A 19,132-nucleotide genomic window follows, 5' to 3' on the forward strand; every position below is an offset into this window, starting at 1 on the left:
CATAAGCGTTACCTGTATCCCTTCATCCCACTCTCAAATGCTTCCGGGTCGTCATTCTCAACTCCATGGAGTGCTTCCTGCAATGCAAATGTACCCCGGTAAAAGTTCATTCTGGCAAAAATCCGGTCCCCATTCTGATACATCTCCAGGCACCTTCTGACGAAAGGTTCGCCGTAACTGGATAATAGTCCTGCAAAGTCATAAGCGGGATCGCCCACTTCCGATTCACCAAAATCGATGATTCCGGATACTTCATTTCTTTCCCTATTCCAGAGAATATTCGATGCACCAAAGTCTCCATGTGTGAGGACCGGTTTGAAATCCAGAAGTTCATTTTTGGATAAGAACGAATCGAAGTGCCGGCTGACTTCCAGCTTAGCTTTCACATTCATATGGGGAAAGAGTTTCTCTCTGAATCTTTCGTATAAATCTTCAATCGAGCTCCGAATATCATCGATGCTGTTCTTTTCAACCTCTAAATCTTCGACAGGCCGGGAGTGCAATTCAGTCAAAAATTTCACCAATTGGGAAGCGATTTTAAGACTATGTTCTTCATACTCTTTAAAAACCCCTGGCCATAAAGGATCACCCTCAATCAACCTGTATCCGGTAAACACTTTCCCCACTTCTGCGGGCTCCATGGATTGGTAAAGGGGGTATGGGACCGGCAATGAGAGGTTTCCCTTTATACTTTCCAATACGCCCGTTTCTTTCTTCAACTTCCTGATCCCTTCCATGTACTTGGGGAATCGGAACACGATGGAATGGTTAACAATGAGAACATCATTATTCTGACCGATTTCATTCACTTCACTGTGAGTAATCTCAAACTCAGGGTAGACTTCTCTTATTCTCTTTTCATGGATGGGCACTATATATCTGCCTCCTCTATTTCCTATTCTTCCAAAACAACTCATACTCCTCTGCAAACCGCTCTGCCTCTTCAAGAAACGGGTAGTGGTTACTCTTCTCAAAGATGATCAATCTGGAATCCGGTATACCTTCAGCCATTTCAATCGAGTACTTTAATGGACATTGGACATCATATCTCCCACACATGACTAACGTGGGGACTGAAATAAACTCCAGTTTTCTTGTGATATCATACACTTGTAGTTCACGAATAAAAAAGTTCATTCTTGCGGCAGACATCCCTTTATGAATATCAAGCGAAAAAAGTTCACTATATTTTTCAGGTTTATATAATGACAATTTCGTCCTTTCCACTGAAAGCTCTTTTCTTTTTTCAAGTGGTAAATTCGGTTGCTTCAGTGTTTCAATCAACTCCTGCATCCTGTCAAAATCAGGGTGTGCTTTGTTGTAGATGCAGTCTTCCGAAAAGGTCATATACTCTCTCGCAGCCGCCCCGACAATCACAGTGAAATCCAGATTTTTTGAGAAGTGAATTCCGTAGAGGACGCCCAACATCCCTCCAGTAGAATGACCGGCAAATCCCCACTGACGAAACCCTAACTCTTCCCGTACCGATTCCAGATCAAATATGGTTTCCAGCATACTCAGCTGATATGATTCAGTTGCTTTGTCAGAGCCCCCTGCTTCCCGCAAGTTGATCAAGAAGACCTGGTTGGTTCCTGTGAACGCCTCTGCAAAATAGTCTCCAGTATGATTGAACTCAGAATAATGGTGTGTGACACATAGGGGATCTCCCTGTCCTTTGATAAAAACTTCAAATACTCCACGAGTTGTATGCAGTAATTTTCTTTCCCATTTTTTCATCTCTACACCCCTCTTTTTATACTTTTAAAAAGGTCTCACCTGATCCGGGACGATCCCTACCAATCTTCTGCCCGTCAATCATATGACACTATTCCCACTCACTTATCTTTTTAATATCACTAGCGCTCACCCTTCCAAGTGAGCCTTCTTCTAACATTTCGTCAACTTCAACAACAATTTTATCTCCCTCAGAAAAACCTTGGGCATTTTCAGTCTCTACATATAAAAAGGTCATAACAAAATTCGCTAATTCTTCCCGTTTTACATTCTTCAACGACTCGTAGTCGGTGGCAGTCAAATCCTCTCCAATCAATATCTGATTCTCTTCAACTTCCATGACGTAACCATAAATGACATTTTCACTGGTTTGGGTAGGGTTTTCAAATGAATGAATGATGTACTCAGCGATATCTGTAAACTTGTTCGTTTTTTCACTAGATTCACAGGATTTCCAGTTGAACGTGCGGTCTGCTCCATTTATTTTCACATACATGGAATAGGTATCCGTTTGTTTCTCTTTAGTACATGCATCACTCGAGGGCTTTGAATTCAAATAATTCGCCAACACCAGCTGCTTGTACACTTCTTGCTTATCCTTTTCATTTAGTTGTATGGTTTTTTGTTTTTGACCATTTTCACCATAGGATAATTCTGCTTCAAATACGTCCTGCCGTTTTACATTGTAAGAAACCGTAAGGACCTCACTCATATCCCCGTGGGTTCCTTTACAACCCGTCAGATAATACGTCAGGTTGGTTGGATTTTCTTCTTTATTCATTTTTCGGCATTGAAAGGTATCCACACCGCCATTTCCATATTGATCTCTCGTAAAGTCGTTTTTTACCTCTATATAGTGCCCATCGTAAGATAAATCCGTTATAATGGGATCCCCTTCTATCGTATAGTGGATGACTCTTAAATCTCCATTTTCATCCTTTTCTACCTGCTGAAAATAATTCTCCATGTTATCCAGCCCTGTGATTCCACCGTGCATATCTATCACATCAGCATTCAGTTCAGAACCCTCTCCATCAGCAGGCTGTGCAGCCTGATCTGATTCCCCGCATCCGGTCAGAATAAAGAGAATAACGGAAAGTATCCACACCCATTTTTGAGTTACCATCATCATCCCTCCTGTTTATAATCAATGAAGAATCAAATTTTTTATCCAACATGCTATAGCATTTAATAGAGTATAAATTACAAGTTATATCTATGAAATAGTTCGGGGTAATGGAAGGAATATCCTTTAAATTTAAAGAATAGGAAGAGGAGAGAGTTTGATGATACCTGTTCGTTGTATTAATAATGAGGTTTTTAAATAGAAGGAGGAATGTTTTATGCTGTTTATGATGATTGTTAAGGCAGGTGTGCGGGTAGCGGCAAAAGGACTTCATCCAAGTTCAAATGGGATTCGCCTCTCGTACCCGGAACCAGGGGGGAAAACCGGTGCTTACGGCAGGTCCATTCCCTGAAACGGCCGAATTAGTTGCAGGTTTTTTTCTAATTGATGTGAAGTCGAGGAAAGAAGCCATCGAGTGGGCGATGCGGATGCCGGATCCACAAGGACATGGGGAAGGTCAGATTGAATTACGTCAAGTATTTGAGGTGCCGGGGCAAACTAGTAAACATTCGTGACATTGTTTAATCCAACGAAGAAAAAATCATAAAAGAATTCCGGAAAACAATCTTTTAAATTTTACCGATAAAAAAACAAGCTCAGGTCCTTATACTCCGAGCTTGTTTCGTCGCTAGTAACCTCTTATTATCTTTAGATCAGCCGCACGCTGACTGTCAAACAGTGCAAGGAAGAATGCTTCTTCCTTTGTTCTACATGCTCTTTCCATATTTCAACCATTCTATCGTCCCCTTTAGGCTGACTTTCGTTCGATGCCTCGTAGCCACGCTGTTAACAGTACAGCTCCTGCCACCATGATGGCACCGATCCAAGGTGTATGGATCAAACCGATTCCATCCACAATCATTCCTCCGACAAAGGAACCGATGGCAATCCCGACGTTAAATGCGGCAATATTCAGTGCAGATGCCACATTGACCGCTGAAGGAACATATTTTTCAGCCAGGTTCACAACAAGGACCTGCAGCCCTGGCACGTTCATGAAAGCGAATAATCCCATTAGGAAGATTGCAATTAGACCTGCCACTTTAAATGGTGCTGCAAAGGTAAGAGCTACTAGAATGATGGCTTGCAGAACAAACATCCAGAATAACGCTTTTAATGGACTCTTGTCGGATGCTTTCCCTCCAACGACATTTCCGATGGCGACGGCAATTCCGTATACAAGCAGGATAATACTGACCCACTTCGCACTGAACCCCGTTACGTCTTGCAATAGTGGTGTTAAATACGTGAACGCGACAAACGTACCTCCATACCCCAGTGCGGTGATGGCAAAGGCTAATAGTAATCGGCCATTCGCAAGAATTTTTAATTGTTCGCTGAACTTAGCAGGCGGTGCTTCTTTCAAATCTTTCGGTACAAGGATGGAACTGGCAATGATTCCTACAATACCGAGAAGAGCAACTCCCCAGAATGTGGCTCTCCATCCGAATGCCTGTCCGATGAAGGTTCCAAGTGGTACTCCAGTAACTGTCGCAACTGTCAAACCTGTGAACATAAAGGCAATGGCACTTGCCCGCTTATGGGCAGGCACTAAATCGGCCGCAATCGTCGATCCGATTGAGAAGAATATTCCGTGTGAAAATGCTGTGATAAAACGGGCAACTAACAATAGTCCAAAGCTTGTGGACATCGCCGCAACCGAGTTTCCTACAATAAATACGAGCATCAAGGACATAAGCAGAGATTTTCTGCTCATCTTACCGGTCAATGCCGTCAACACCGGTGCTCCGATGGCCACTCCTATGGCATAACCTGAAATCAACAATCCTGCGAGTGTAATCGATATCGATAAATCATCGGCAATCGATGATAATAATCCTACGGGCACAAATTCTGTCGTTCCAATTCCAAAGGCACTTATGGCCAGGGCAAGTAACGCCGGTGTGCCGCCTTTCGTTTTTGATTGATCTATAGTAGCTGAAGTTGAACTCATAACGTAACTTCCTCCTTAATTGGTTGTATGATTTAAAATAAAATAAGAAACGAAGGAAACGAAGGCGCCTTTCATTTCTCTGTACACATTATGATAATGAGTACAAATAACTTATGGAAGTACGCACTTTAAAGTCATGTAGGTACTTTTTTGTAACCTAGGGACTTCCAAGTGCCTATACGCCTTTCAAACCCCTTCCGCTGAATCCGGCAGGTACTGTTTGAAAAGCTAAACTGAATTATGAGGGATAGCTAACTTTTTGGGAAGAACGCACTTTGAAGTGGCATAGGCACCTGGAAGTACCTATGAACGGTAAGCTCTTTCCTAGTCAAACGGCTGGGAAGTGGGTACACTAAAAAAGGAATGATGTTATAGAGGAGAGTAGATGATGAAAGCACTTGTGTTTGAAAAGTTCGGTGGACCGGAGGTCCTGCATTACCAGGAAATCGATGCGCCCGAAATCGGACCGGATGACGTTTTAGTTGGAATGAAGGCAATCGGCCTGAATTTCGCCGATGTATATAGAAGAAAAGGCAACTATCACTTGGCTGGAAACCCTCCGTACATATGTGGGTATGAAGGAGCAGGGATCGTCAAACAAGTAGGAAGCAACGTCACGGGAATAGAAGCTGGAGACCGAATCGCTTTTGCCGATGTACCGTATGCCAACGCTGAACTTGTGGCAGTCCCAAAAGAAAAAGCCATCCCGCTGCCAAATGATATATCGTATGAAACGGCTGCATCCCTTTTGTTGCAGGGTCTTACTGCTCATTATTTAACGAAAGACAGCTATAAGATAAAAAATGGGGATACTGTTTTGATCCATGCAGCTGCAGGTGGGGTCGGACAGCTCCTTGTACAAATCGTAAAGATCTTAGGCGGAACCGTCATCGGGTTGACTTCTTCAGAAGAAAAGAGAGAAGCGGCCCTGTCTATTGGAGCCGACAACATGTTTTTATATAGCGACGACTGGAAGCAACTGGTGAAGGCTGTGACTGATGGTAAAGGCGTAAACGTTGTCTATGAATCAGTGGGTTCCACATTGATGGACAGTTTCGAGGTCACACAGATCGGAGGGACGGTCGTATTCTTCGGTATGGCGGGAGGCGATCCGGTTTCCGTTGATCCCCGTATGCTGATGGACACCTCGAAAACCCTGACTGGCGGAGATCTGTGGAATGTGTTGACATCTCACGAAGAACGGGTGACCCGCTCACACGAGTTATTCGGTTGGATTCAGGAAGGAAAGTTGAAGGTTTCTGAACCAACGGTCTTTCCTTTAAGCGAGGGTGCAAAAGCTCATGAATATTTAGAGAGTAGAAAAAGTACTGGTAAAATCTTATTCATTCCTTAATCAAATACTAAAGAGACCCGGTCCCTAAAACGTAACCGGGTCTCTTATACCTTATAAATCCTGCGACAACCGAACCATATCCCTGCACTGGATCCCATTCTCAAAAATTGGTTCAGGATAGTGCCTGACAAAAAAGTCCAAATCCACCCCGACAATTCTGAATCCACACTTTTGATAAAGGGCCAACTGGCCAACGCCTGAGTTCCCAGTCCCAACTTCGATGGTCTTGTAGCCTTTCTCCCTGGCAATCTTTACAGCATCCCTTACCAGCTGTTTCCCGATACCTTTTCCATGCAGGTCTTCTAAAACGGCTACATTGACTAGTTCAATCGTTTCGGGTCTTGTGGGAAGTAATACGTATGTGCCGACAACCTTTTGTTCAAGCTCCGCTACAAAGCATTCGCCCCTTGAAACGTATTCCTTCACAATCTCCTCTGAAGGATCTGCCAAGAGGAGCAATTCCATTGGAAATTCTTCATTTGTCTTCCGTTTTCTGATAATCATTTACTGCCTCCACTGAATGTTTCGTGATCAATTCCAACCTAAGCATAACGTATTCTTGGCGGGGAGGTAATGGCGTTTCTACATAGTTAGAGAAAAAAATATTCATCTGGGCATATCCTCTTTACTCACCTGAATTCGATTGTATACTAAGTATATATTCTTCATCTTGAAGATAGTGGTTTAAGGCAGGACCCCTGATGTAAATCGAAAAATTCCTTATTTGTAGCGGCTTACCAGTGTGATTGGTAAGCTATTTTTTTGGACTTTTATATGTACATGCTCTTTAATGGTACCCGCAATCCATTCTTCCATGTACAAGAAATGATTATGTAACACAAAGACGTCAAGCACCCTGTTTTAAGATGCTTGACGCCTCGTCTCGTGCTTTCTAACAATTAGTACTCCTCATTCACAACAGAAAATTCATCAATCACATCACCATCGGAGGTCTTAGTGATGAACGTGATCGTATCCTTATCCACCTTCGCACTCATATACACGGCGATGTTTTCCATGTTGACGTACTCGAATTTCTCATCTGCCACTGCATCATAGTGCTTTTTACCAGTGGTGCCGGCGACTACATAAACCGTTCCATTTTCATCTTCTTTGCCTTCTTTCAGTTTTTTCGTTCTGCCGTAGGCATGATCGTGTCCGGAGAAGACGATGTCGATTCCAAGTTCATCTGCGACCGGAGGCAGCTTTTCCTTCATGATTTCATTGCCGCCAAACGGATTCGTATAGTACGGAGGCTTATGAGTCACAAGAATTTTCCAAGGTTTATCCGAGCTCTCCATATCTTGTTTCAGCCATTCCAATTGTTGATCAAGCACCTTACTATCACTTGTAAAGCCTAGCACACTAATGTGCATGTTGTGATAATCAACGGAATACGTGCCGCCTATGTCTGCATCCGGACCATTTTCAGGTGAGCCAAGGATCGCTTTTGCTATACCGGCGTCATTGTCTCCCATGTATTCATGGTTCCCCAGAGCCGCAACAAGATTGGTCGTGCGAATCTTGTCATACTGACTCATTACTCCTAAAACATCATCCCATTGTTTGAATTTAGAAGATTCATCGACAAGGTCACCGACATGAATCATAAATGCAGGGTCCTGTTCATTTATATTTGAAAGGATCTGATCAAACAGGCTCAAGTCAGATGGTGATTGCGTGTCACCCAATACCGCAAATTCGAATTGATTGTCTCGTTTTAACGTAGTGAATTCCTGCATATCACTCCAATTCTCACCATTTCCAACTCGGTATACATACGTCGTGTCCTGCTTGAGCTTCTCCACTGTAACCTGATTGACTCGAGCGATGCCATTCTTGGTTACATCCAACTCTCCAGTGAAAACCTCATTGCTCCATGACCCCTTAGCGGTTAAAAGGCCCTTATCGCCTTTCTTGTCATAATCCTTCTTTCTTGCATATTGAATGATAGGCGTTTCTTCTTTACCTAGTGGACTGGACATCCAGGTAAACGTTTTAGACTTATAAGGATCATCCGTGGTTGGAGAAATGACATTCTTCATTTCGTCCTTTTCCACTAAAGCTGGATACGTTTGTGTGTCAACCTTGAATGAATATCTCCCGTCTTTTACCGAATATAGGGTAATTTTCTTAATGTCATCCGTAATAGAATCGACAACGAGTGAACCGTCACCTTCTGTTTTCCCAAGTGTAATAGGTTCCTCGTTTCCATCTATGGAGGCGAAAACCTCCGCACCACTGACAGGCTGACCCTCTTGATCCATCACCTTAAGTGCTGCAGGCTCCCCAATTAAAATGGGATCTGCTTCGATTTTTAACGCTGCCTCTACTTCCACACTTAAAGGTTTCATAGAATAGGTGGAGATGAATGTATCTTCTGCAGGAGGAGCATAGGTTACTTCTCCCTTGATCATCTCTACATTCAGTTTGCTGCCTTCATATGTGGAATCTGGAATTCTTAATTGAATTTTGGCTGCCTCTGCTGTTGTACCCTTTTCACCATTATTCACTAGATGTATAGTAAGGATTCCCGTTTCAATGTCGTAGCTTGATGTACTTCCAGTAAAGCCGGCTGCAAATGTAACGTCTTCAACTGGAAACCTTTTATCCACTTGGAGTTTCATAGTAGATTCAGAGATTTCAGCTGGATTTGTTGCGTTAACAGCCAGTTCAAATTGATCCCCTAAATATGCCTTTTCCTGATTTTGAATGATTTCGATCTTGGCAGATCCAGTGTTCACTGTAAAATAGCCTGTTTTCACTGCCTGGTTCCCGAATTTATCAGGCACCATCAAGGTAAATTGATGTGTACCATCTGCCCACTGTAATCCGCTTAGGGAAACAGAACCGTCCATATCATAAGAGAAATGTCCCGCACGCTTGGAATACTCCTCACCATCCACAAACAATTTAATCTTTTCCCAATCAATTCCTGTTTTGTACGGATCCTCTTCATACTCATGAACATCTGCCTTCAAATTCACTGCGCTGTTTGTATATTCTTTTTCGTCTGCATTAATGGATTCAATGACAGGCGGATATAAGTCATCTACTTTTTCGCCGTAAACCGCACGGATATTATCAATATAGAGGGACCCTTTTGTCATAGGGCCTGTGATGCCCGATTTCGTCGACATCACTCTGAAGGCCTGTGTACCGGATACTTTAAATGGGCCAGTAAAGGATGATGGAATGTCGGCTTCGATGTATTTCCAGCCGATCCAGTCGATCCCAGGCTTCTCTCCGGTTAGATTAATCGATTGATTCTTATTGTTCCCATCCACAATCAACATCCGGAGCCAGTACCCTTGTGCCTCAGGTGTTCCATATACCCACATTCCGAGGCTTTGTGGATCCCCTTCAATCTCCGTATTCACTCCCGGTCCGGCGTATACTCCAAGGGTCGTTCCAGTCTGTGCATTGGTGAAATCAAAATCAAGCTTTAAAGACTGATCCCCAAATCGAACCGGATCCGGGTAGTTTGATAGACTTAGAGTCCCCTTTTCTCCCCGATTGGCTGTAGCTGTCTTCCACGTACCTAAATCGTCTTCGAAATCAAATAACACTTTTGGAAGCGTTCCGACAGAAATTTTCAACTGAGCTGTCAGATCCGTATTTTTCAGCTTTGCCTTGATTATGCCGTTGACACTTTGGTCATTTGTATGAAGGACACCTTCGTCATCAATCGTGCCCAGTCCTTCAGGAATTTCAAACTCTACGTCATCGAGCTTCCAATCGACTACCCGCTTTTCAAACGTTGCGATAAGTCCCAATGGAATCTCACTGTTTCTGGCAACAGTCAGTTCCGGTGAAGAGAAGGCAATCTTGTCAGGTGCAGCAATCTCAATGATGCTTTTGCCAACCTCTTCTCCTTGATGGTTCAACAGCACATAAAATTGACCTGTCTTACCATTAGAGCGAAACACTCCGTTTTCATCGATGGTACCAAATGACGAATCGGATAATTCCCATGTCAGTCCAGAGTCTGGAAGAGGTGCTGAAGCCATGGACTTATCTCTGCCTTTTGCACTGAAGTCTATGGTAGACCCCGGTGTGAAGGATTGATCATAAGGGTAGACATACGCAGAGTGAAAGGCATGGTCCGAAGGCTCTTTTGACACAACAAGCCATGAATTGGCCACACTTCTCTCGCCACGATCGGAAGGCATATTATCGACCTCGAGATCATCCCCTCCAAGTGTACGGGTTGTATACGTAGAGGATCCACCACCATCCAGGTTGAGAGCCGTCACTGCCCCTAAGTCGATCATCATTTGTGCTAAATCAGGCATGGAGATCCCACTGGAATAAGGCTCCTGTCTGCCGTCGATCACAGCAAAGAATACATCACCATCCGCTTTGATTCCGACAGCCGTACGAGGCTCTTTATCCGCTCCTGTTTGAGGAGTTTGATAGATTTGACTGTTTTTTACGAGAATCGCATTTCCACCAAGGGCTTCTTGCAATTCATCCTTGACTCCATCATACTCGGCAGTACTTCCGATCACTGCTTCCCCTGACTTTTTCATTCCAAAGAAACCCCACCCTTGACGAAGTTGATCTTTGATCCCGATTCCATCTTTGAACACAATCCCTGTCGGTTCTCCTGTCGCCATATTATAAAAATCGGCGTTCACAGCAGCCACCACTTTATGATTTTCTCCATCTGCGGCACTGGCCTGCTGCCTGACAGGTTGTAGTCCAAACTCCTCCCCGTCATTCGGTGTTCCCGCTTCAATCGACACGCCGGGGTTCTGAACATCCACATCCACTACAAAACTCTCAATCTTCTTTCCATCGGTACCTTCGAAGCTGTAATGCTTCTCCATGACACCTGGGGCAAGATCCGCCCGGTATTCATTAATCGGTGTTTGTACCACTGGAGAATCCAAATCAAAATCACCCAGTGCTTCTGCAAAATTTGGTGAAAACATGGTGCCCGCGACTGCAATTGACAGTACAACAGGTAATACCCTCTTTAAGGATTTCCTCATCTTCAAGCCTCCTATAATCGTATTCCACATTTCGATAAAATCCATCGATAAATGACATGTTTATCATACTGGAAAAATATTAAAGGATTGTATATTTTTCATTAATTTAGAAGAATGAAACAAAAAGAGGCAATAGGACCTATTATCTTCAACTATTTCCCATTCTAAGGCAGTAATTGTTTTTTAAAGATAGCTGTATGACTCCCTAAATTTAAAATAATGAGCATCATTACAGAAAAAAGCTGTAGATCAGCTACCTGATCTACAGCTTCACCCGACATCCCTCTAAGACATCTTTTATTTCGTCGACATTTTCGACTATAAAAGTAGGGTCAGACTGACTGATTTCTTCAAATGAACCATATCCATACGTCACCCCAATAGAGTCAATTCCGGTATAGTGTGCCCCAATGATATCGTGCTTCCGGTCTCCTATCATAATAAAGCTGCCTGCTTCATATTCATGATAAACATCTAGAATGTATTGAATGATTTCAGCTTTTGACGTTCTTGTTCCATCGAGGTTGCTTCCTGCAATCAGATCAAAAAACTGGTCAATAGTAAAATACTTAAGGATTTGTTCAGCAAAAACAGTAGGCTTTGATGTTGCAACCACCAACGTAAACCCTTTTTCTTTTAACGTTTTCAATAGTGATGGAATATTTGGATAGAGTTTGTTTTCAAACATTCCCTTCTCCTTGAACCGCTCTCTGTAAAAATCAATTGCTCTTTGTATTTTCAGCTCATTAAAATCGTAATGTTCAGCAAATGACACTTGTAATGGTGGCCCAATGAAACATTCGAGCTCATGAACATCAGGAACCTCTACGTCCATATTCTCCAATGCATATTGAACCGATTTAGTAATTCCTTCTTTTGGGTCGGAAAGTGTTCCATCTAAATCGAATAGAATGATTTTATATTTGTTCATATAAACTCCTTTCTTATTAAGCAGGATCAGTTATTTCTTACATTCTTCAAATACTCTATCTTCCCAATATCTTTATGATTATTTTGATCTGCCCGATAGCTGTCCTTAGATGACGCCTCGTAAACACGTAAATACTGCTCGGGATTCAGAAGATAATATTTCACCTCTTCCTTTCGATGCATTTCCAGATTCTCCAATCGTACCCCTGCGAAGTCCGGTAAAGTGTCGATAATTCCAAACTCAACGGATAATCCGTCTTTTGAGAACTCATGTTCATGCAAATCGATTAGGGTATAGTCCATTGAATTCATGATCTTCACAATTTCATTCCAGTTATGTATAGATGTTTCAGGCGGCACTTCCCACCCTCCTTCATCACCAGGTACATGTATATCCAGGTCCTCTGCATCCCAACTCTTTCCCGTTACCACTTCTAAACCAACCGAACCCATTAACAATGGAATAATTCCACGATCATTTAGGCTTTGGGCAATTCTTATAAACTCATTAAATTTGCGATGATCCATTTGTTTGTTCCTCCACACTTCCTACTTTTCAAAAAACTCATCCCTCAGAATACTCATCCTCAACCGGTCTACAAATTCACCGTTCCTCAGCCGGTCCTGCCTTAATATGCCTTCTTCCACGTATCCCTTCTATAAGACTTGATCGCTTTTTCATTATCAATCTCTACTCTTAACCAAATCTTGTTCAGCTCTAATTCCTCGAATCCCCATTGGAGCATTTCATGCATCGCACTTAAAACGTACCCTCTCCCCCAGTAGCGTTTATCCCCTATAGCTACACCTAATTCTGCATGTTTGTTTAATCGATCGATGTTTTTTAAATCGATCCAGCCGATGTGATTGCCTTCTTTCGTCATGATGGCTTTCTGTTCATATCCATTCGTCCTCTTGATGCACATGTCAATCCAGGCAAGGGTTTCTTCCCGGCTGAATGGAGGATATTTCTCCGGCATGTTCAAGTGCTTCGTTACTTCTCTATCCAGACACCACTGGTATCGGTCTTCTGCATCATCCAGCGTCAATTCTCTTAATGTTACGTTTGGCCATTGAGTCGGTTTCATGGTAGTTTTCCTTTTCATAGTTGAGTGCTTTTGTAATGATTTAATACTTCAAATAGAACCGCTTTGTTGTATTTCGTTTTCCCATGGATTCTTTCAGCCCATTCTTCCACCGTTTCAAGCTTCGGATCCTTCATCAGCCCTTCTGTCGTACTTAGAAAGCTCTCCCAGTTATAAAACTCCCAATGAGCAATTTCAGATTTGTACGGGATTCTGCATTCCAATAATGGATGGTTCTTTATCATATGTTGAGAATGCTCAGCAGCCATTATAAAAGTATCCATCTCAACTGGCTCTGTCTGAAAAACTTGCCTCGATACTTTTCCATTTGGTCGATGATAAAGAATTTCTGTACCTGATGGGTGATCTTGAACCTGTACCCTTGCTGCAGGGAAGAAACCACTTACCTTTTCGTTGGTATAATCTATGCTATCCGTATCTATTAATATCGGATTCAACCATTGGTCACCTAAATCACAAAGGAAGCGTTCACCCTTTTCATTCAGTGCGATGACAGCCGCATGAGCATCTTCCGAGTTCAGGTTATGACCAACGGGATAAGCTATGACGCCATCCTTCTTAAATTCATCAAGTAACCAGAGTGCAAGATCGAAACAATTCCCGGACATCCCGAATTGTTCCCGATGCTCCTTCATTAGAGAAACATCCCGCTGTTTCTTCTCGCTTCCCCCGTTATAAAACCAAACCTTTGTTAATGTCTCCATGGGAAAATCATTGAATTTCTCCCACGTCTTTAAAATACTTTCTGAAGCGTTCATTCTTGCACCTCGGATTCTTTCTTTAATTGATCTATGTATGGCTTGATATAGCTTTTATATTCGTCCGTTAAACCATCTGGCAGATTATTGAGTTTGAAAAATTTGATATCAACAGATTCTGTTTTATCGACCTCCAATTTCCCTCTTATGTCCTTTGTGGTATAAACGGCTGTGACGGAATACAATTCATCCCCATTCGATACTTTAAAATAATAGTCAGGCCCGGAGAACACATTTACCAGAGTCAGTTCCCCTATCTCAAGACCGGTTTCTTCCATCACTTCTCGCTTTGCTGTCTCCTCTAAACTTTCCCCCAATTCCATCAATCCTCCCGGCAGTCCCCAACCACCGTCCGTCCGGTGCTGCAGAAGCAGTTCATGATGATCGTTTAAGATAATGACGACAGATCCGGGTAGGATTAAGGGGCTGGTGCCAACCAGTTTTCGCAGATCTTGGACATAGTTCATCATTTCCCCTCCCTTATTTGTTCAAGTTTTACACGCTCCCACCACTTTTTCATATCCTATGACAAGAATAGACTACTCTTCACTTGAAATAACATGGTTGATCATAGCCGTATACACTTTTTAATCCATTAGGAGACACTATTTATCCTGATTTGAGATTATTAATCCTATTACAGATTAATTAATCCGAAATTCCAATAATCAATCCTGATTCAAAATAATGTAACATCCTTGTCGAATTTTATTTATAGTTACGGCTATTTGGAGCATGCTTATATGACTTAGCTTCATTACTGACAATTCCAATTATTCCAGTTTACTGACAACAACTCGATATATATATAGTTATAAAAAAAGAAGCCTATTTGTCAGTGAATGCTCTGTAAGAGACTGAACCAGTCCTTCGTCAAACCAGGAAGAATTTTCAAGTAGCGTGTCATCCAAGTCAAATAAAAGAAGGCTATACTTTTTCATTGACGTATCAACCCTTTTAATCGTTTTTTATAGAGTACGAAATCACTTGTATACTAAAGTTGCGTCTTCAACACAACTTCCCCCCACATCATTTCACCCGTCTTCTCAAATCCCAGACTTTTATATAACTTTATAGCACTCACATTCTCCGGTTCCGCACTTGTGAATAATTCTATATTTCCATATGTATGTGTCAGTTCTTTTAAAAGTAGTTGCGTTGCCTTTTTCCCATAGCCTCTCCCTTGATAATTCTGATCGATCATTAACCGGCTCATCTCCATACGGTTTGTGTCAGGGTCGATCCCATACATGATGAACCCTACCATGCTATGTTGATGATAAATAGCCAATGGATATTGTTCTTCCATAAATGTTGATTGCAGCAATGAATAAGCGTTATCTGCGACAAATTCCTTCTGATGTTCCGAAACAGATAAGGTTACACATTCCTCCCAATTGTCAGCATTGATCTCCTTTAATGCCAGATTCATATAAACCACCCTTTCGATATTGTGGATGAAACCGTCCAGCGATTACTTTTATATCTTGTTCTTTCAATCAACGATGTGACGGCCAGGAACCTTGCATTTTCCTCATTTGAATAATTTGACCCGTATGGTATGCCTCATGAAGCATGATGTCTAAGAGCTTTTCTTCCAGAGCATTATGTTCAAGTTCTTCAGTCGTAGTTCTACCAAGTGCTTCTCTTAAAAGACGGTGAGCGGCATCAGCACGTTCAACGACTGCTCTCCAGGCCTTGTCGTCATTTAGTTGTTCCGTAAGGTAGAAGGTTTCATTTCCATCGAGGGTTTGATTCCATTCTCGGCCTTCTAATTGTGCTGTTAGTCTTTCTTTGTAATAAGTAAGATGATTTACATTCTCCCATATGGTTTTGGTCGCCTCTCCATCCGGTCTCCATCTCGCCTGTGCTGCTGTGATTCCTTCTATTGAAGGTTTGAATGGGGCATACCAACTTTCCTGGTCGTATGTAGTATCGAGCATTCTTAAGAGCAAGTCAGTTCGTTTCATAAGTGTTTTCCTCCTTGGAATTGAAGTTTCATATTGATAGTACTTCAGCATAAAGTGAAGAACTCCTTCTTTTAATAGGGTGGGGACAAAGAATCTGGCCAGACCACATCTTTCCTTTCCACACTCTTTTTCACATAATGTAAGCCATCCGGGAAAATAGTAAGGGCATATGCAAAAAGGAGAATTCACAATGAAAAAAGCTATCGTCTTTACCATCATTCTTGCTCTTATTTTTCCATCAACACCCTCCGCATCCCTAGAGAATCAAGTTAAAGCTGCTTTTATAAGGGAGGGGAATTTGTGGACCTTGATAGATAGCCAAGAAACACAAATAACGAATTCCGAAAACGTCCACTCTCAACCCAAATGGTCAACCGACGGAACCTGGCTTGCCTATCAAGTAGAAACCACTTCTGAATTCGATAAAGGGGAAATGCAGTCAGAACTGTGGACTTACAATCTTAAAACGGGGAAAAAGAAGAAAATTTCTTATAACGGTCATTCTCCAGAATGGGCTCCCCATAAAAACCATGTTGCTTATAATAATAGAGGAATTTTAGATATTTCAGACCTCAAGCGTTTCTACAACATTGCAACCGGGGTCAGTGACTTCACGTGGTTTCCGGACGGTAGTGGATTCCTTCTTTCTTCATCAGGAACCCTCAGCCCGGATGGATGGTCAAGCGCCTCTTTATTCATAAAAAAAGTCGGCGATAACTATGAAGACATTGTTCTTTTTGGAGGGGTGGAGCCATTCTTTACACTCCCAAGGGAAATCGGGACAAGTGATCTAAACAAACTGATCGCGGTCTATGCCGAGCAGCTGTCCTACTCACCGAGCGGCAGGTGGATTTCATTTGTGGTGTCTCCAACCGCCTCCTGGTCCATGGATAGCAATATGGTTTGCATCATCGATAAGGAAGGAAATAACTTCGAAGTATTAGACGAGATGATTTTGCAAGTAGGCGAGCCCAAGTGGTCACCCTCCACTGATACGATTGCCTATATCGCTGGCGGTGGAAGAATTGTTTTCGGGTTCAAAAACAAAGATTTAAAGGTAAAAGAAATGCCTGTTTCAGGAACTTACACCCCTGCCCATTTCGCTGATCTGGATTTTGACTGGATGACTGACAAATCACTGGTCGTTTCGAGAATCAAAGAACAGGAGTGGACCAATGACTTCAGTAAGCACCCGCTGCCTGCCCTTTATACTCTGAATATCGATTCGAATCACCAAATGAAAATTACGAGTCCTCCTAAAGGATATGGAGACTATGCTCCTCAGTTCATCGCGTCCATTTCAAAACTCGTTTGGTTAAGAGGGACATCTTTAACAGATACGACAAGGGATCTGTGGATGGGGAACAAGGATGGTACTGATGCTAAGCAATGGTTGCGGAATATTGAGGAAATTGTTTTTTATAAAATGAAGGGGTAAATCTTGTAGCCTTCCAGTCAAAAGGCCAAGATTTTTCGACAAACGGATCATACAATAAGCCGGGCATAACCCCGGCTTAACAGTCATTCTAAAAAAATGACCTCTACTACTAACAAGTCACTTTTCAATCTCTAACACAACCACATCAAACAACTCCCCACCCGCATAAAGCACGAACGCCCACTCGCCACGTTCAGGAATGGTAACTGACGACGGAGCATGAACATCCGCACCGTTGTTCTCTCCACCTAGGGGAATGCTCCAGGTCTCACCGTTATTCAATACAGGCTGGACGGTTCCCGACTCCCTGTGATAACCAACCACTGTTAGTTCTGAAGCCTCCGTGTCCCACAGATGCCACATCCATTTTTGTCCGGTCAGGCTTGGCATGTCCGCACCAATGATGCCGGATCTGTTTTCATTCCCTATCAAATTCCGCCCAAATTCGGTTGCCTTCCGATCCCAATTGATTTTGTCAAAATCACTTTTTTGAACGTAGTCAGGAATACCCTCGGGTAAAATGATGGGACTTCCTTCTTCCTTTTTACCTACACTCACCACGACATCACCGTAAGTCTTGCCGTTAAGGTAGACTTCATACCTCCATAATCCGCTGTCCGGAACCTGAAAACTCGCCGCGAAGCGCTGTAAGCTTGAGTACCCATTTGAGGGCTCCGTTATTATTTGAGGAGACACCACTTCGATTCGTTGCCTCGTTTCCTTATGAACCGCCGAAATGGAAAGTTCTTTCCCTTTGAATGTGTCAAAAGGTTCTTTGAAACTGAAAATATATCCATAAGGCTTACCTTCATGCAGTTCGGGATCAGGAAATATGCTGAAAACGAGCCTATTATCTTCTGTATAATCGTGTTTTACTTGCCATGTGTTCGGACTACCATTCATCGCTCCATTCTGCTTAACCAACAACTCTGTTGAAACGAAGAAACCTATTAAACAAATGGTAACAGTCGTCATGATAAAAATAATGAATGGTTTAGGGCTCTTTGTCCCCACCTGATTATGAACGGCATGACGGATTTTACTTTTTTGACATTCCGTAAAGTGCCGGCCTTTATGAGTCGTAGAATCCATCGCTTTCTTCAACTCATTAAGCTCATTTTCCATCATGGTCCCACCTTTCCATCATTTTTCTCAGCTTAGCCCTGCCTCTGGTCAATCTTATTTTGATCGTATTCCGGTTCAAGCCTAACAACCCTTTAATTTCATCTATCGAACAATCTTCATAATAATACAGTGTAATGACTTCCCGATACTTTACGGGCAGGGCAAGGACACACCTTGAAAGAATCTCTTCCTCATTTCGCTTCAGGACACTCATTTCAGGTAACGGTTCCTTGGAAGTGAAAAGAGAAAACAGGCTTGAATTCATCACCACTCTCTTAAACGATGAACTCTTCAGGACATCTTTCGATCGATTAATAATCAGCCGATAAATCCACGCTTTAAAAGATTTAATCTCATCTATTTTTTCATAATGCTTGAAGCATGTGACAAATACATCCTGAACGATGTCTTCGGCCATACTCCAATCTTTCACATAGTTGTAAGCCAATTTCGTAAGGCGTTCTCCGTACTCATCCATGATTCCTTCCAGCCAGGAATCCCTGTCTTCTGAATGGTCTTCGTTCTTCACCTTTCTCACACTTCCATCACCTCATTCCCCTTTAATGCTAAGACGAATCAGTTAGTTACAGGTTTCATATTTTTGTAAAATTATATGATGAAAAAATAAGGTACTTAGATC

At 42.4% G+C, this 19,132-nt stretch carries 16 protein-coding genes and 2 pseudogenes; 3 read left to right on the top strand and 15 right to left on the bottom strand.

All coding sequences use genetic code 11. The annotated features are described in order from the left end of the window. Positions 1–8 precede the first annotated feature (8 nt). The 3 genes from AAEM60_RS17020 to AAEM60_RS17030 form a co-directional block, all read right to left on the bottom strand. A complete protein-coding gene (locus AAEM60_RS17020; protein WP_299738997.1) occupies positions 9–872 on the bottom strand; it encodes a phosphotransferase in 864 nt (287 codons plus the stop codon). 16 nt (positions 873–888) lie between these two features. After that, positions 889–1,737 carry an alpha/beta hydrolase gene (locus tag AAEM60_RS17025; RefSeq protein ID WP_341356708.1) on the bottom strand — a complete coding sequence of 283 codons (849 nt, stop codon included), beginning with the start codon at positions 1,735–1,737 and terminating at the stop codon, positions 889–891. An 88-nt stretch (positions 1,738–1,825) separates the two neighbouring features. Next, positions 1,826–2,866 carry a DUF4362 domain-containing protein gene (locus AAEM60_RS17030; protein ID WP_341356709.1) on the bottom strand — a complete coding sequence of 347 codons (1,041 nt, stop codon included), beginning with the start codon at positions 2,864–2,866 and terminating at the stop codon, positions 1,826–1,828. Positions 2,867–3,095: 229 nt separating this feature from the next. Here AAEM60_RS17030 and AAEM60_RS17035 point away from each other — a divergent pair. Beyond that, a pseudogene (locus tag AAEM60_RS17035) lies at positions 3,096–3,375 on the top strand (YciI family protein); the annotation flags it as partial. Positions 3,376–3,608: 233 nt separating this feature from the next. On the opposite strand, the gene AAEM60_RS17040 reads toward AAEM60_RS17035, so the two are convergent. Beyond that, complete coding sequence (locus AAEM60_RS17040) at positions 3,609–4,814, bottom strand: MFS transporter (protein ID WP_299739001.1); 1,206 nt, start codon at positions 4,812–4,814, stop codon at positions 3,609–3,611. 388 nt (positions 4,815–5,202) lie between these two features. Here AAEM60_RS17040 and AAEM60_RS17045 point away from each other — a divergent pair, with 388 nt between their 5' ends. Continuing rightward, complete coding sequence (locus tag AAEM60_RS17045; RefSeq protein WP_341358011.1) at positions 5,203–6,168, top strand: quinone oxidoreductase; 966 nt, start codon at positions 5,203–5,205, stop codon at positions 6,166–6,168. 51 nt (positions 6,169–6,219) lie between these two features. On the opposite strand, the gene AAEM60_RS17050 is transcribed toward AAEM60_RS17045, so the two are convergent. The 9 genes and pseudogenes from AAEM60_RS17050 to AAEM60_RS17090 all read right to left on the bottom strand — a co-directional run bounded on the left by AAEM60_RS17050 (position 6,220) and on the right by AAEM60_RS17090 (position 15,929). Further along, entirely contained in the window at positions 6,220–6,672 is a 453-nt protein-coding gene (locus AAEM60_RS17050) for a GNAT family N-acetyltransferase (protein ID WP_299739002.1), read from the bottom strand. Between the two features lie 395 nt (positions 6,673–7,067). Continuing rightward, a complete protein-coding gene (locus tag AAEM60_RS17055) occupies positions 7,068–11,165 on the bottom strand; it encodes a phosphodiester glycosidase family protein (RefSeq protein WP_341356710.1) in 4,098 nt (1,365 codons plus the stop codon). A gap of 262 nt (positions 11,166–11,427) precedes the next feature. Beyond that, positions 11,428–12,096: an HAD family hydrolase gene (locus tag AAEM60_RS17060; protein ID WP_299739004.1), complete on the bottom strand. Its 669-nt coding sequence runs from the start codon at positions 12,094–12,096 to the stop codon at positions 11,428–11,430. A gap of 26 nt (positions 12,097–12,122) precedes the next feature. Further along, a complete protein-coding gene (locus tag AAEM60_RS17065; protein WP_341356711.1) occupies positions 12,123–12,623 on the bottom strand; it encodes a phosphoribosylanthranilate isomerase in 501 nt (166 codons plus the stop codon). Between the two features lie 21 nt (positions 12,624–12,644). Beyond that, positions 12,645–13,183, bottom strand: a pseudogene (locus AAEM60_RS17070) (GNAT family protein). A gap of 14 nt (positions 13,184–13,197) precedes the next feature. Then, complete coding sequence (locus AAEM60_RS17075) at positions 13,198–13,959, bottom strand: hypothetical protein (protein WP_299739006.1); 762 nt, start codon at positions 13,957–13,959, stop codon at positions 13,198–13,200. Continuing rightward, positions 13,956–14,426: an NUDIX hydrolase gene (locus tag AAEM60_RS17080; protein WP_299739663.1), complete on the bottom strand. Its 471-nt coding sequence runs from the start codon at positions 14,424–14,426 to the stop codon at positions 13,956–13,958. Before AAEM60_RS17080 ends, AAEM60_RS17075 begins: the two co-directional genes overlap by 4 nt. A 527-nt stretch (positions 14,427–14,953) precedes the next feature. Next, the gene (locus AAEM60_RS17085) at positions 14,954–15,391 is read right to left on the bottom strand and encodes a GNAT family N-acetyltransferase (protein WP_299739007.1); all 438 of its coding nucleotides are present in this window, start codon (positions 15,389–15,391) and stop codon (positions 14,954–14,956) included. A 67-nt stretch (positions 15,392–15,458) separates the two neighbouring features. Then, complete coding sequence (locus AAEM60_RS17090) at positions 15,459–15,929, bottom strand: DinB family protein (protein WP_299739008.1); 471 nt, start codon at positions 15,927–15,929, stop codon at positions 15,459–15,461. A 190-nt stretch (positions 15,930–16,119) separates the two neighbouring features. Here AAEM60_RS17090 and AAEM60_RS17095 point away from each other — a divergent pair, with 190 nt between their 5' ends. After that, a complete protein-coding gene (locus AAEM60_RS17095; RefSeq protein ID WP_299739009.1) occupies positions 16,120–17,367 on the top strand; it encodes a hypothetical protein in 1,248 nt (415 codons plus the stop codon). A gap of 117 nt (positions 17,368–17,484) precedes the next feature. On the opposite strand, the gene AAEM60_RS17100 is transcribed toward AAEM60_RS17095, so the two are convergent. Both AAEM60_RS17100 and AAEM60_RS17105 read right to left on the bottom strand, forming a co-directional pair. Then, on the bottom strand, positions 17,485–18,495 hold the full coding sequence (locus AAEM60_RS17100; protein WP_341356712.1) for a hypothetical protein: 1,011 nt from the start codon (positions 18,493–18,495) through the stop codon (positions 17,485–17,487). Continuing rightward, positions 18,482–19,030: a sigma-70 family RNA polymerase sigma factor gene (locus AAEM60_RS17105; protein WP_299739012.1), complete on the bottom strand. Its 549-nt coding sequence runs from the start codon at positions 19,028–19,030 to the stop codon at positions 18,482–18,484. The genes AAEM60_RS17100 and AAEM60_RS17105 overlap by 14 nt, the downstream gene beginning before the upstream one ends. Between the last annotated feature and the right edge of the window lie 102 nt (positions 19,031–19,132).

This window comes from Rossellomorea sp. y25, from assembly GCF_038049935.1.
Taxonomy (GTDB): domain Bacteria; phylum Bacillota; class Bacilli; order Bacillales; family Bacillaceae_B; genus Rossellomorea.

Coding starts and splice junctions, on each gene's coding strand:
- AAEM60_RS17025 (WP_341356708.1), bottom strand. CDS start 1,737: ATGAAAAAATGGGAAAGAAAATTACTGCATACAACTCGTGGAGTATTT.
- AAEM60_RS17030 (WP_341356709.1), bottom strand. CDS start 2,866: ATGATGATGGTAACTCAAAAATGGGTGTGGATACTTTCCGTTATTCTC.
- AAEM60_RS17040 (WP_299739001.1), bottom strand. CDS start 4,814: ATGAGTTCAACTTCAGCTACTATAGATCAATCAAAAACGAAAGGCGGC.
- AAEM60_RS17045 (WP_341358011.1), top strand. CDS start 5,203: ATGAAAGCACTTGTGTTTGAAAAGTTCGGTGGACCGGAGGTCCTGCAT.
- AAEM60_RS17050 (WP_299739002.1), bottom strand. CDS start 6,672: ATGATTATCAGAAAACGGAAGACAAATGAAGAATTTCCAATGGAATTG.
- AAEM60_RS17055 (WP_341356710.1), bottom strand. CDS start 11,165: ATGAGGAAATCCTTAAAGAGGGTATTACCTGTTGTACTGTCAATTGCA.
- AAEM60_RS17060 (WP_299739004.1), bottom strand. CDS start 12,096: ATGAACAAATATAAAATCATTCTATTCGATTTAGATGGAACACTTTCC.
- AAEM60_RS17065 (WP_341356711.1), bottom strand. CDS start 12,623: ATGGATCATCGCAAATTTAATGAGTTTATAAGAATTGCCCAAAGCCTA.
- AAEM60_RS17075 (WP_299739006.1), bottom strand. CDS start 13,959: ATGAACGCTTCAGAAAGTATTTTAAAGACGTGGGAGAAATTCAATGAT.
- AAEM60_RS17080 (WP_299739663.1), bottom strand. CDS start 14,426: ATGAACTATGTCCAAGATCTGCGAAAACTGGTTGGCACCAGCCCCTTA.
- AAEM60_RS17085 (WP_299739007.1), bottom strand. CDS start 15,391: ATGAATCTGGCATTAAAGGAGATCAATGCTGACAATTGGGAGGAATGT.
- AAEM60_RS17090 (WP_299739008.1), bottom strand. CDS start 15,929: ATGAAACGAACTGACTTGCTCTTAAGAATGCTCGATACTACATACGAC.
- AAEM60_RS17095 (WP_299739009.1), top strand. CDS start 16,120: ATGAAAAAAGCTATCGTCTTTACCATCATTCTTGCTCTTATTTTTCCA.
- AAEM60_RS17100 (WP_341356712.1), bottom strand. CDS start 18,495: ATGATGGAAAATGAGCTTAATGAGTTGAAGAAAGCGATGGATTCTACG.